This window comes from Parabacteroides sp. KHUB-01, from assembly GCF_056640935.1.
Window position 1 is genome coordinate 889,990 of sequence record NZ_CM153256.1, and the last position, 14,196, is coordinate 904,185.

Here is a 14,196-nt window from a genome sequence, read left to right on the forward strand (position 1 = left end):
ACTAATTATAAAAAAGGTGTTACTTTTGCCTCGAAATTACAGCTAATCAATAAAAAAGTATATGAAGAAATTTTTCCTACTTGCTTCAACTGCACTGCTTACTGCAAGCGGATATGCAGAAAATAATGTTATTGAAGCAGATAGTTTGATTAATTTGAAGGGTGTTGTTATCTCGGCAAATAAAATTGAGGTAAACAGGAACAGTGTTCCTCTGTCAATATCAGTAATAACAAGGGATGAAATAGAGAAGACAAGCGAATCGGCTCTGCTTCCGGTTCTGTCGCATCGCGTTCCGGGCTTGTTTGTTACTCAGAAAGGTATCACCGGTTTTGGTGTGTCCGAAGGTTCGGCAGGAACGATAAATATTCGTGGTGTCGGTAGCGGAAATAAGGTGTTGGTTCTTTTTGACGGTCAGCCTCAATGGGCAGGTTTGTTCGGACATTCATTACCGGATACATATGTTGCGTCTGATGTTGACAAAGTTGAAGTAATCCGTGGTCCTGGTTCACTTCTTTACGGTTCAAACGCTATGGGTGGAGTTGTGAATATTATTACACGCCGCCATCAGCAGGAAGGACGAAGAACTCAGGCAAGAATAATGTATGGATCATATAACACACAGAAGTATATGATCAACAACGGATATAATATTGGCAACTTCAGCAGTTTTGTTTCCATTAATCACGACAGAACTGACGGACACAGACCGGACTCAAAATTCCATATCACCAACGGATTCCTGAACCTTGGTTATCGCTTCAACGAACATTACAAGGCGACAGGTAATTTAAGTCTTGCAAAATCATGGAACCAAAATCCTGGTATGATTGACAAGCCAATCTATGACAATATAATGGATATATTGCGTGGAACAAGCTCGCTTGCCTTTGAAAACAATTTCGAGAAAACTAGTGGTGCGGTGAGACTTTTCTACAACTGGGGACATCATGACATCAACGACGGATATTATGCCGGCGAAGAGCCTCAGCAATATCAGTTCATATCAGATGACCACAATGTAGGGTTGATGGTTTACCAATCATTCCGTCTGTTCCCTGGAAATAATTTCACTCTTGGTCTGGACTATAAGAACTGGGGTGGAAAAGCATGGAAAGGCGAACCAATGGTTGACAAGAACGTAAACGAAACTGCCGGATATGTTGTAATGCAACAGGACTTCCTGGATATGATAAGCCTTAATGCAGGTATCAGATACGAAAACAACAGCGTGTTCGGTGGCGAATGGGTTCCGCAAGGTGGTGTAACAGTCCGTCCATTTGAAGGAAACGTAATCAAAGCTTCTGTCGGTAAAGGTTTCAGAAGCCCTAATATCCGAGAAATGTATATGTTCCCTCCTCAGAATCCTGATTTGAAACCGGAAAGCATGATAAACTATGAGCTTTCAATCGGACAGACATTTCTGGATGGAAAATTGTTCGCTGAATTGACAGGATTCTATATTGACGGTAAGAATATGATTAAGACCGTTCCTCAGGAAGGACGACCTCCATTGAACATGAATACCGGTGAATTCATAAATAAAGGTCTGGAATTTGAAGCAAGATATCAGATTCTGCAGAATTTGGATTTTGATATGAACTATAGTTATCTGCATCAGAGCAATCCTATCAATGGAGCTCCGGCACATAAACTATATACAGGTGTAACTTATTCACCGGGACGTTTTACTTTCGATGTGTATATGCAGTCAATTTGGGATTTATATACAGATGCAGCATGCACAAAGAAAGAAGACTACGCGCTTCTGAATGCTAAAGTAGCCTACCGATTCGGTTCGAAAGAAAAAGGCTTGACTCTATTTGTCAAAGGAGAAAACCTGACAGCTACAAGATATAGCATCAACGACGGCTTCCCAATGCCGAAAGCAGTTGTTATGGGCGGTATAGATTTTTCGTTCTAAAATAATATCCGTTATCTTAAAAGAAAACTGCCGATGTTTCTGGAAAAACATCGGCAGTTTTTTCTGTAAAATATACCATAAACTCTGAAAAATTATTACTTCCTTTTCCCCTCAAAATAATTATATCTGAAATCTGTTGGAGAAAAGCCATATTCACGTATAAAGACACGAAAATACGAAACTCTTGACGTAAAACCAGATTCTATAGCCACATCTTCTATTTTCATCAACGGATTAGATATTAGCAAATCCATAGAATGTTTAAGGCGATATTGGTTTATAAAAGCTGAAACAGTCACACCAATGACTATCTGAATAGCATCAGCCAAATAACGTTCATTGGTATTTAGTTTTGCAGCTAACGCTTTCCGATTTAATTTTGGTTGTAAGTATAGTTTTTCCGATTCCATCAGGTTTTGCAAACTACTAATAAGCTTGTTTATCCTTATTTCATTATCCAGGTTTGTCATAGTATTTAGCACTGTATATTACACAGAGACAAATATAATTCCATACAACATAATAACTGTTTCAAAATTGGAACTTTATGTTACAATTCAGGAAAAATGTGTATCAAATTAGTATTCTCATTCTCATTTGCATACATTTACATACAGAACTGATAAAAAAACTGAAACAATAATGTAACAACAATGATATATCATATAAACATATTATCTGTGTTTTTTATGTTCCTTTGCCCCGCAAATAACAATAAAAAAATATTTTCAGTCATGAAAAAAATGTACATTTTCCTTATCTCAGCCTTGATGCTTATAGGAAACTTTAAAGCTATGGCAGAGAATAACAGTGAAAACAAAACACAAATGAATGTAGCAACATTTAACCTAAGACAAGACAATCCGAATGACGGAGATGATGCATGGCCTCACAGAATTCAAAAAGTTCAAGGCTTAATCATGTATCACGATTTCGATATATTCGGAACTCAGGAAGGTTTCAAACATCAGCTGGACAACATTCTCGAACTTAAAGGTTATGCTTATATCGGTCACGGACGTGATGACGGAGAAGAAGCCGGCGAACATTCTGCCATTTTCTATAAGAAAGACAGATTTGAAGTGCTCGACAAAGGAGATTTCTGGTTTTCAGAAACGCCGAATACTCCGGGAAAAGGTTGGGATGCAACATGCTGCAATCGTATCTGCTCTTGGGGAAAGTTCAAAGATAAAGAAAATGGCAAAGTTTTCTATTTCTTTAATGTGCATTACGACCACCAAGGCAAAGTGGCACGACGTGAATCTTCTCACCTTTTGCTGAAAAAGATAAAAGAAATTGCAACAAGTGGAAATACAATTTTCGTAACTGGCGATTTCAATGCCGTTCCAACTGACGAGCCTATCAAAATAATTGCAGCAAACGGACTTCTATCTGACTCTCATGAAATATGTAAAACTCCAAGATACGGAACAGAAGGTACAACTAACGGTTTCAAACTAGAAGCTTCAATGAAAAACAGAATTGATTATATCTGGGTAACAAAAGATGTAACAGTTGAGAAATATGCTGTTTTGAATGATATGCAATATGGTCATTTCCCTTCAGACCACTTCCCTGTTGTTGTTAAAGTAGAATTCTAAAAACACAAAATGTCAAAACTGCTTTCCCTTATTTATAGGAATGAGCAGTTTTGACATTTTATATATAATGAAAGTTTCACAAGCTCAACTTTCAGTCAACAAGTTGAAGAGATTACTCTCCCAACAGAAATGCCTTGAAATTATCAAAATCTTTCGGTAGTTCTATGCTTTTCTTTTCTCCTCGCATAAAAGCACGCAACTTTTCAGGTATTTCAGTATCTATACCAAGTATTCCATCAACAGTGTCCTTGAATTTTGCAGGATGAGCTGTTTCGAGGAAAACGCCTGTTTCTCCTGATTCTATTGATTGCTCCAATGCAGCAAATCCACAAGCGCCATGAGGATCGAGAATATATCCAGTTTCTTTATATACTCTTCGCATTGTGTCAGCAATTTGCTCGTCAGTATAACGGAAACCGCTAATTTGTTTTCTTATATTTTCCCAAGCATTGTCACCAAACAAATCCAATATTCTGGCAAAATTACTTGGTGCGCCAACGTCCATGGCATTTGCAATAGTAGCTACAGAAGGTCTTGGATTATACTTTCCGGTATTAAGATATTCCAGAAAAACATCATTGCGGTTATTGGCTGCAATAAACCTCTTGACCGGCAATCCCATTCTTTGCGCAAATAATCCGGCTGTGATATTACCAAAGTTTCCACTTGGAACACAGAACACCAAATTATCAGCCTTACCCAGTTTGTCCAACTGCGCATAAGCATAAAAATAATAAAACGATTGAGGAAGCAATCTTGCCACATTTATGGAATTAGCAGAAGTAAGTGTCATCGCAGAATTCAATTCCTCATCAAGGAAAGCACTTTTAACCAAAGCCTGGCAGTCATCGAATGTTCCGTCAATTTCCAAGGCAGTGATATTTTTGCCCAATGTAGTGAACTGACATTCCTGAATAGGGCTGACTTTTCCTTTTGGATAAAGGACATACACATGAACACCCGGAACATCAAGAAAACCATTTGCCACCGCGCTTCCTGTATCGCCTGAAGTAGCTGCAAGAACATTCACTCTGTCCATTCCCTCTTTTCTTGTAAAATATCCGGAAAGACGAGCCATAAAACGTGCTCCTACATCCTTAAATGCCAAAGTCGGGCCGTGGAACAACTCAAGGCTATATATATCGTCCTTTACAGAAACAGCCGGAACATCAAAAGACAGCGTATCACAAACGATTTTGTCCAAAACATCTTTCTCAATATCTTCGTCAAACAAATTTTCTGCAACCAGGCAAGCTATTTCGCTGAACGAAAGATTCTTCATATTGGCAATTACATCCGGAGATATCATATTTATTTTTTCGGGCATAAACAAGCCTTTATCAGGAGCAAGTCCTTTGACTACGGCATATTCCAAAGATGCCATGTCTGCACTGTGATTTGTACTATAGTATTTCATTTCAAGAATTCTTTAATAAATTGATCTTTTTCCAATATTCCGTATTTACCTTCTGCAACAGAAAATTCATCATAAACTTCAACTGCGTCAGGTGTTTCACCTGGTTTGTAAAAGACAAATGGGACAGGCTTTGATGTGTGTGTTCGCACTGCACAAGGTGTAGGATGATCCGGCAATACAGCCACTGCTACGTCTTCACCAAAAGAAGACAAAGCCTTCATAACAGGTCCGACAACACGGCTGTCAAGGTTCTCAATTGTTTTGATTTTCAGGTTGACATCACCTTCATGTCCAGCCTCATCGCTTGCTTCAATATGAAGATAAACAAAGTCATCTGTTTTCAAAGCATCAAGCGCTGCTGTAACTTTACCTTCGTAATTTGTGTCATAAAGCCCCGTAGCACCTTCGACCATAATTACTTTCATTCCGGCATAAACTCCTATTCCACGAATAAGGTCAACTGCTGAAATTACGGATGATTTACCGATGCCATAAAGCTGATTCAAAGTCTTCATCGCAGGTCTTTCACCCGGCGACCATGGCCAGATACAATTAGCCTTGTCCTTTCCCTGAGCTGCTCTCTTAAGATTTATCGGATGATTTTCCAACACTTCCATTGATCTAAAAATCAACTCATTCAGCATATCGGCAGTCTTTTCCGCAGAGTGATTACGAGGCTTTATCATCAAAGGACGATAAGGCTGCAAAGGCACATCATGAGGCGGAGTGCAATCAAGCTCTTTACTTCCGGACTTTATCACCAACAAATGACGATAGGAAACTCCGGTATAGAAATGCACCATATCAGAACCCAGCTCTTCATTCAATGTTTTTATAAGTTCGTCAGCTTCTTCAGTTGAGATATGGCCTGCAGAGTGATTTTTCAATATATCACCTTCGATACAAACCAAATTACATCTCATAGCTATTTCTCCGGGATGAAGGTCAACGCCTATACTCGCTGCCTCCAAAACGCCACGTCCTTCATAAACTGAAGGCAAATCATATCCAAGCACAGACATATTAGCCACTTCACTTCCGGGATGGAAACCATCTTCAACGGTTTTCAAATAGCCGCTTACACCCATTTTTGCCAATTGGTCTAAATTAGGAGTAGAGGCATACTGCAACGGAGTCTTTCCATCCAATACATCAAGTGGCTCATCAGCCATGCCGTCTCCAAGAATTATAAGATGTTTCACAATATTCCTCCTTTTAAATTGGTTTAAAGTTCCTGATTTTAGTTTCACAAGAGCCAGAAAAAAAGTAGATATATAACTATATTTTCTTAAAACTAAGACTTAGTTTTTATAAACTGAGCTTTAGTTTTTATAATCTAAGACTAAGTTTTTACAAACTGAGGCTTAGTTTTAAGAAAATGTCAGACATTATTAACTTTATATAGTTGCCACTTAGAGCGTTATCGGATATTTGCAATAGATATTATATCAGCAAAAACACCGGCAGCTGTAACATCTGCACCAGCGCCATATCCTTTTATTATCATAGGGAATTCATGATAACGCTCTGTGGAAATCATGATAATGTTATTGCTGCCTTCGAGTTCATAGAACGGATGACGGCTGTCAACTTCCTGCAATCCAATCTCACAAGCTCCATTATCCATCTTAGCAACAAACCTCAGACGCTTGTTTTCTGCTTCAAGCTGTTTTCTCTTTTTCTCGAAGCTTTCGTCAAGTTCCGGAATATTCTTCCAGAATTCATCCAATGTTCCTGTGAAAAGATTTTCCGGTATAAACAGATTGATATTCACATCCTGTTGCTCAACCTTGTATCCGGCTTCGCGTGCAAGAATAACCAGCTTTCTCAAGACATCCTTTCCACTCAAATCTATACGTGGGTCAGGCTCAGCATATCCTGCTTCCTTAGCCATCTGTACAGCCTTGCTGAATGGAATATCGGCACTGATTGTATTGAATATATAATTCAATGTTCCTGAAAGAACAGCTTCGAGCTTAAGAATATGGTCTCCACTATTCATCAAATCATTCATTGTGTTGATAATAGGCAGACCTGCACCGACATTTGTTTCGAACAGGAATTTTATGCCACGATGACGAGCTGTTTCTTTCAGTGAAATATAATTCTCATACTCTGAAGATGCTGCTTCCTTATTTGCTGCAACAACAGAGACGTTGCGGCTCAACAATTTCTTATACAATCGTGCAACATCAGGACTAGCAGTACAGTCAACAAACACAGAGTTGTAAATATTCATTTTAAGAATTTCCTCACAAAGAATCTCCGGATTGCAGTCAATACCATTCTCCTTAAGGTTCTCCTTATATGAATTCAAATCAATTCCACTTCTATTGAAAATTCCTTTCTTTGAATTAGCTATACCGACAATTTTCAATTTCAGACCATTCTGCTCCATCAGCTTAGGTTGCTGCTGACGAATCTGTTCAAGCAAATTTCCTCCTACAGTACCAATTCCGGCAATAAACAAGTTCAACACCTTGTATTCAGAAAGGAAAAAGGAGTCATGTATTGAGTTCAGAGCCTTACGCAAATATTCACGTCTGATTACAAATGATATATTTGTTTCAGAAGCTCCCTGAGCACAAGCTATCACACTGATACCTGCCCTACCCAATGTGCCGAACAATTTTCCTGCGATACCAGGAGTACGTTTCATGTTCTCACCGACAATCGCTACTGTGGCAAGGTCCTTCTCAGCTACTGTATCATTCATGTCACCCTGAGCACGTTCCAGAGCAAACTCCTCATCCAGAACTTTCACAGCCAAGTCTGCGTCAGCATTTCTAACGGCAAAAGTCGTGTTGTTCTCCGAACTTGCCTGAGAAACCATAAACACGCTAATTCCATTTTCTGCAAGAGTCTTGAATATTCGGTAATTGACACCAATAACACCGACCATACCCAGACCTTGAACAGTAATTAGACAAGTATCATTGATAGAAGAGATACCTTTAATCATAGCTCTTCCATCTTCAACTTTCTCTCTTGAGATGTATGTTCCTTTAGCTTCAGGATTGAAAGTATTCAATATTCTTATCGGAATATTCTTATGATAAACCGGATATATTGTTGGCGGATATATAACCTTAGCACCGAAGTTACACAACTCCATAGCCTCAGTAAAGCTCAGATGGTCAATAACGTATGCTGTACTGATAACACGAGGGTCGGCAGTCATAAATCCATCCACATCAGTCCATATCTCCAGGATTGAAGCATCAAGTGCAGTAGCAAGGATTGAAGCAGTATAATCCGAACCACCTCTTCCAAGGTTAGTAACTTCACCGTTTTCAACATTAGATGAAATAAATCCCGGAACCAGAGAAACCTTTGGCAGCGGACTGAATGTTTCCTTTATCAATCTGTTGGTAACATCAAAATCTACTATATGCTTATTGAACTGCTTTCTGGTTTTAATAAATTTACGGGAGTCGAAAAGACATACATCCTTTATCACATAAGAGATAATCAATGATGACAATCTTTCGCCGTAACTTACAATCGTATCCGAAGTTTTTGCAGAAAGGTCGTTAATCAGATAAACTCCTTTGAAGATATTTCCAAGTTCATCCAATAATGCCATGACTTTTTTCTGAGCGTCAAAACGCTGCTCCTGTTCAGGAATCACTCCTTCGATGACATTAAGGTGACGGGTAACTATTTCCAAAAGTTCCTTTTCATAACCCAAATCACCCTTAGCAGCCAGTGCAGATGTATTCAACAACTTATCTGTGATTCCACCTAAAGCCGATACAACAACAATTACAGGTTCTTCTATGGATTCAACTATCTTTTTTACTGTCAAAATACTCTCAACAGAACCAACAGATGTTCCGCCAAATTTCAATACTTTCATAATTTGTTTTGTTGATTTTTCTAAGATGCTGTTATAAAAAACAGCCAACATTGATTATACAATATGCTTAAGCCCAACAATTATCCATGCATGTTTACTTAAACAGCAAACAGCATAAAGCTCAAACAAAAAAAATTAATATGAATAAAAAAAGACTTTCATGCAGAGCACACAGCCCAACACATGAAACACACGCGAAGTATTTATTATCTAACCCCCCAAGGGGTCATCATCAATGCCCAAGTATAATATGATAAACCTATTATTGTCATTGCTTTTGCATTATTCTTTTTATAGACGACAGCAATATTATATATTATTTTTCAAAAAAACAACAAAAGATAAGGGAATATATCAAAAACTGTAAATTTTGTCAGAATTATTAATAAATAAACCGGGAAACAGATTGCAATACACATTCAGTTTTTTCAAACCAAATTAGCAAATCTGTTTCCCGGCTATATTTATAAGATATTTAAAATTTCATGCCAACTTATCTCAAATTGGCGACTAATGAAACTCAAATATATATTATAGCGGAATATACTGAACAAATGCTTCCATCGCCTCATATGAAGCCAAACCAAGCTGACGATATAATTCAGCAGTTGCACGGTTACGGTCTTCAGCACGCTGCCAGAACAATCTTTCATCATCGCCAAGGAACGGAGCGCTTTCAGCCTGAGACTGATGTTTCAGAATAGCATTTCTCTTATGGCGCAATTCTTCTGGTGAAATAGGAACAGCCATTTCAACGTGGTCCATTTCCCATTCAGCCCATGCTCCACGATACATCCATACGCGGCAATTCTTCATCCATTCCTCGTTCTTAACCTCGTCGATAGCAGCAAGCACAGCATCCAGACAAACCTTGTGAGTTCCATGAGGGTCAGCCAAGTCACCAGCAACAAACATCTGGTCCGGCTTGATTTCCTGAATCAATGCTTTCACAATATCCTTGTCAGCCTCTCCAAGAGGATTCTTCTGAACCATACCTGTTTCATAGAAAGGCAAATCTAGGAAATGAACATGGTCATCTTTCACACCTGAATATCTGCAACCATGGCGAGCTTCTTCCCTGCGGATAGTACCTTTCATGAAAAGAACATCTTTTCTTTCAGGTTCGCCATTCTCAACCTTTTCATAACGCAAATATTTGATAATCTCTTCTGCCTTGTCCTTAACTGTTGTGTCGTTAGGTGAATATTTTTCACATACGTCACGCAAATACTCACAATAGCGGATTACTTCTTCATCGCCAACTGCAATATTTCCTGATGTTTCATAAGCGACATGCACGTCATGATTCTGGTCACACAAGCGACGGAGAGTTCCACCCATTGAAATAACATCATCATCCGGATGCGGACTGAACACAATGACTTTCTTAGGATATGGAGTCGCTCTTTCCGGACGGCTTGAATCATCAGCATTAGGCTTACCTCCAGGCCAGCCTGTAATTGTATGCTGAATATCATTGAATATCTTGATATTTACATTATAAGCAGAGCCATACAATGCCAACAACTCGCCCAATCCATTTTCACTATAATCCTTGTTTGTCAACTTAAGGATAGGTTTTCCAGTCTTCAAGCACAACCATACTATTGCACGGCGGATAAGCTTGTTGTCCCATTCGCAGCTTGTAACAAGCCAAGGATGACTGATACGAGTCAGGCTATAAGCAGCAGACAAATCCACAACGATTTTAGCATTGATATGTGTCTGCAAATAAGAAGAAGGAACATTATCTGTGATTCTCTCCTCAACAGTCTTGGCAATTACATCAGCCTTGTCGTCGCCCCAAGCAAGAAGAACAACGCTCTTAGCCTTCATCATGTTTGATACACCCATTGTAATAACACTTGAAGGAATAGCTTCTGAAGAAGAGAAACGGCGTGAAGCCTCTTTACGGGCAGCACCTTCCAAAAGCACAAGACGGATGCGTGAACTTGGAGTAGTTCCTGCTCCATTAAACATAATATTACTATACTGACCTATTCCCAGCAACATACAGTCGATACCACCCAACTGCTGAATATGTTCTTCATACTGGTTGCAGAAATCAAATATTGCGTCTTTTGGCATCATGCCATCCGGTGCATAAATATTTTCAGGACAAATATCTACATGATTAAGGAAGTCTTCTTTCACCTTACCCAAAACTCCTGCATCAGAAGCAGACAGAGGATAGAATTCATATTCAAGAAAAACAACAACATTCTTAAAGCTTAGCTGTTCTTCTTTATGCATACGAATCAACTCGTTATAGACATTCAATGGAGAGAGTCCACCAGGCAATGCCAAAACATATTTTTCTCCTGCACTTTGTTTTTTACGAATCTGTGAAGCTATTTCCTTTGCTACAGCAAAAGAACCTTCTTCCAAAGATTCATAAATTGTTGTAGGAACTTTTTCCAAACGAGTCAACACTGAATGCTCATAAGCATTCTCCGGACGATAGTATTTCTGGGGAATACGCGTAAGCGTGATTTGTGAGCTTAAGTTTGTTTTCATATATATTATTATTTAGTAGGAACTGATTCGTGTTTTTCCTTTCAAGAAAAATCACTGACAGTCTTTTTTCTATTATATAAAAACAAAGATATAAAATTAATTGTTTTGAGAAAATATGATTAATTAAAGTTGACAGGTATTTTAAACAAAAAAGGCTTTGTGCCTAAACACAAAGCCTTTTCAACAAAGAGGGGTGAAAGATGGGGCTCGAACCCACGACCTTCGGAACCACAATCCGACGCTCTAACCAACTGAGCTACATTCACCATATAATCTCAAAATCAACGCTTCTCAACGAAGAGGGTGAAAGATGGGGCTCGAACCCACGACCTTCGGAACCACAATCCGACGCTCTAACCAACTGAGCTACATTCACCATGTTTCGTCTTTCAGCAGGCGCTGTTTCTTTAAGACGGTGCAAAGGTAAGGATAATTTTTAATTCTGCAAATATTTTGGCACTTTTATTCTAATATATTTTCTGAAATCCATAATAAAGATAGAACAAAAACCGCTATCCATATAATCAAATAACATCCGTAAAGCAACACAGTTTTCACTATTGCCTTAAGCCAACTATTTCTGGAATAGACTCTTCTGACAGCAACAACACTGTAAATAAAGAAATATACCAGCGACAGACTATACAACAAAGAAATATTTACCCCATTCCACAAAAGAATAAGCATAACTGCCAAAATTATCAGTAAAACGGAGTGCATATGCAATGCAAAAACCAAATGCATCATATATCCAAGTTTCTCTTTACGGAAAAGAAACTTAAGCAATACAGCAAAAATCGGAATCAAAAGCAATGCTATCAATGGCCAGTTCGACGAATACCACGACACAAGCTTGTTATATTCCACCTCCGAACGAAGATCCTTCAGTTCTCTATTCTTAATTTGCGTCTCGTCCACAACAGCCTTATGCAAGGAATCTTCTGTCAGCACATAAATTGAATCAGATTTCTCCCAGCGCGAAAAAATATCTTCAAATACTATTTTCGTCACCTTTACGCGAAAAGTATCCGAATATGGCGACTCCAGTATTCTCAGAGTAGGTTTATATTCCGATAGCATTGATGTGTCCGTAACACTCCATACAACAGTATCTTCCAACCCGTGAATGTCTGCCACCTCATGATATTCCTCTTCATCAGATGTACTTACAATTTCAATGTTATCCATCATTTCCGTACGTGACTTCAAATCATTAAAATCCGAAATCAGAGAAAATGCGAAAATAAAGAACAAGCACGACAGGAACATGAACAATCTCAAAGGATGAACATACGAATTTATCTTACCCGCATTGAATTCCCTGGTCAGAAATCCCGGACGGCGGAAAAGATAATACAACGTAAGCCACACCTTGCCGTCAAACTGATATACATTCTCAATATATTGCAGCAAATATTTCCAGAACGGCTGCTCTATATCCAAAGCATACTGCCCGCATTGCGAACAATACATTCCTTTCAGCTTCTTTCCGCAATTCTTGCAATACGAATATGCAGGAGTGTGCTTACGACGAACACGCTTCAAACGGCGATATTCTATATGTCGTGATATTTTATTCTTTTGCTTCAACAGTTTTTCCTTATATCCTTCTAACATATCGTTTCCTCCCGGCAATTACATATACTTTGAAAAATCTACACCAAACAAATGCACTGCACACCAGACAAAAGTCCCTATAATGGTAGCAAACAGGATTATCATATAAATAACATAAAGCAAACCAGTCTTGATAAACGATTTTATCCATCCCGTCCGCTCATAAACCCGGTGTATGGCTAGCCACATATAAACCAAGAACAGATTTATAAGCACAAGCGTAACCTCCTTGTTGTATGGAGTTTTGGTGTAATACACCCACAGCAGATTAATTGCCACAAGAAGCAAAAGAACAGAATGAAGATGCAGCGCAAAAGCATAATGCTTCATATATGCCATCTTTTCCTTCCTGAAGAAAAGCATCATAAGGAAGGCAAATACCGGTATCAGCAACAATAATATAATAGGAAAATATGAAGAATACCACGAAATCAAAGCTCCGAAATTAAGCTCATTTTCTATTTTCCTTATTTCTTTATCCACTCCCTTCGGTCCGGTCTCGAAATAATTATTGTCGTCCGACAATGCATATGCATTGCTATCCCCCGGCAAAGGTTTCAGATATCCTTCTTCCAGCAATATTTTGGGAACAGTAAACTGCACCATAGTATCTCCTTCTGCCGACGGACTTTGTTTACCGATATATCCAAGTTCCTTGCGTGCAACAGAATCTCCACAAAAAGTTATCAACGTATCTATGGCTGCAGCAGCTTTACGCTCTTCTTCACTTAAATCATCATACCAGTAGTCCAGCATATCCTCCGATAATTGCACATTCACCATAACATCACCGACTGTCACTTTTGCTGAATCTGCCTTGTCGTCAGTCATTGACAAACCAATTTCACTAGGATTGGAAGGTATCAATGAAAAGAAAAACAGGAAAAACAGACACGACAGGAACATGAACAACCTCAAAGGATGAACATACGAATTTATCTTACCAGCATTAAACTCACAGGTAAGAAATCCCGGACGGCGGAAAAGATAATACAAGGTGAGCCACACCTTGCCGTCAAACTGATATACATTCTCGAAATACTGTAATATATATTTCCAAAACGGCTGCTCTATGTCCAAAGCATACTGTCCGCATTGGTAACAGTACATTCCATCGAGCTTTGTGCCGCAATTCTTGCAATAAGTATATTGAGGAGTCCGCTTACGACGCACACGTCTTAATCTGCGGTATTCAATCTGCCTTAGCAGACGCTTCTTTCTTTTTTCTATCTGCAGAAGCAATGCCTTTGTTTCCATGTTATTA

At 38.8% G+C, this 14,196-nt stretch carries 9 protein-coding genes and 2 tRNA genes; 2 read left to right on the forward strand and 9 right to left on the reverse strand.

Translation table 11 applies throughout. The features are described 5' to 3' along the window. Nucleotides 1-61: 61 nt before the first annotated feature. Nucleotides 62-1,921, forward strand: coding sequence for a TonB-dependent receptor plug domain-containing protein (locus ACYIAR_RS04135; protein ID WP_480332272.1), 1,860 nt, complete (start codon nt 62-64; stop codon nt 1,919-1,921). Nucleotides 1,922-2,016: 95 nt separating this feature from the next. Here the strand turns inward: ACYIAR_RS04135 and ACYIAR_RS04140 are convergent, their stop codons facing one another. Then, nucleotides 2,017-2,391, reverse strand: coding sequence for a helix-turn-helix domain-containing protein (locus ACYIAR_RS04140; protein WP_480332273.1), 375 nt, complete (start codon nt 2,389-2,391; stop codon nt 2,017-2,019). A 264-nt stretch (nt 2,392-2,655) separates the two neighbouring features. Between ACYIAR_RS04140 and ACYIAR_RS04145 the strand changes: the two genes are divergently transcribed. After that, nucleotides 2,656-3,522 carry an endonuclease/exonuclease/phosphatase family protein gene (locus tag ACYIAR_RS04145; protein ID WP_480332274.1) on the forward strand — a complete coding sequence of 289 codons (867 nt, stop codon included), beginning with the start codon at nt 2,656-2,658 and terminating at the stop codon, nt 3,520-3,522. A gap of 112 nt (nt 3,523-3,634) precedes the next feature. On the opposite strand, the gene thrC is transcribed toward ACYIAR_RS04145, so the two are convergent. The 8 genes from thrC to ACYIAR_RS04185 all read right to left on the reverse strand — a co-directional run bounded on the left by thrC (nt 3,635) and on the right by ACYIAR_RS04185 (nt 14,189). Then, entirely contained in the window at nt 3,635-4,939 is a 1,305-nt protein-coding gene (gene thrC / locus ACYIAR_RS04150) for a threonine synthase (protein WP_480332275.1), read from the reverse strand. Then, nucleotides 4,936-6,141, reverse strand: coding sequence for a cofactor-independent phosphoglycerate mutase (locus ACYIAR_RS04155; RefSeq protein ID WP_480332276.1), 1,206 nt, complete (start codon nt 6,139-6,141; stop codon nt 4,936-4,938). The genes thrC and ACYIAR_RS04155 overlap by 4 nt, the downstream gene beginning before the upstream one ends. 218 nt (nt 6,142-6,359) lie before the next feature. After that, nucleotides 6,360-8,798, reverse strand: coding sequence for a bifunctional aspartate kinase/homoserine dehydrogenase I (gene thrA, locus ACYIAR_RS04160; protein ID WP_480332277.1), 2,439 nt, complete (start codon nt 8,796-8,798; stop codon nt 6,360-6,362). Between the two features lie 531 nt (nt 8,799-9,329). Beyond that, entirely contained in the window at nt 9,330-11,315 is a 1,986-nt protein-coding gene (locus ACYIAR_RS04165) for a glucosamine-6-phosphate deaminase (RefSeq protein WP_480332278.1), read from the reverse strand. A 191-nt stretch (nt 11,316-11,506) separates the two neighbouring features. Then, nucleotides 11,507-11,582: transfer RNA gene (locus ACYIAR_RS04170), tRNA-His, on the reverse strand. A 34-nt stretch (nt 11,583-11,616) separates the two neighbouring features. Further along, a tRNA-His gene (locus ACYIAR_RS04175) sits at nt 11,617-11,692 on the reverse strand. An 85-nt stretch (nt 11,693-11,777) separates the two neighbouring features. Further along, nucleotides 11,778-12,932, reverse strand: coding sequence for a DUF3667 domain-containing protein (locus tag ACYIAR_RS04180; protein ID WP_480332279.1), 1,155 nt, complete (start codon nt 12,930-12,932; stop codon nt 11,778-11,780). 18 nt (nt 12,933-12,950) lie between these two features. Then, on the reverse strand, nt 12,951-14,189 hold the full coding sequence (locus ACYIAR_RS04185; RefSeq protein WP_480332280.1) for a DUF3667 domain-containing protein: 1,239 nt from the start codon (nt 14,187-14,189) through the stop codon (nt 12,951-12,953). Nucleotides 14,190-14,196: the final 7 nt, after the last annotated feature.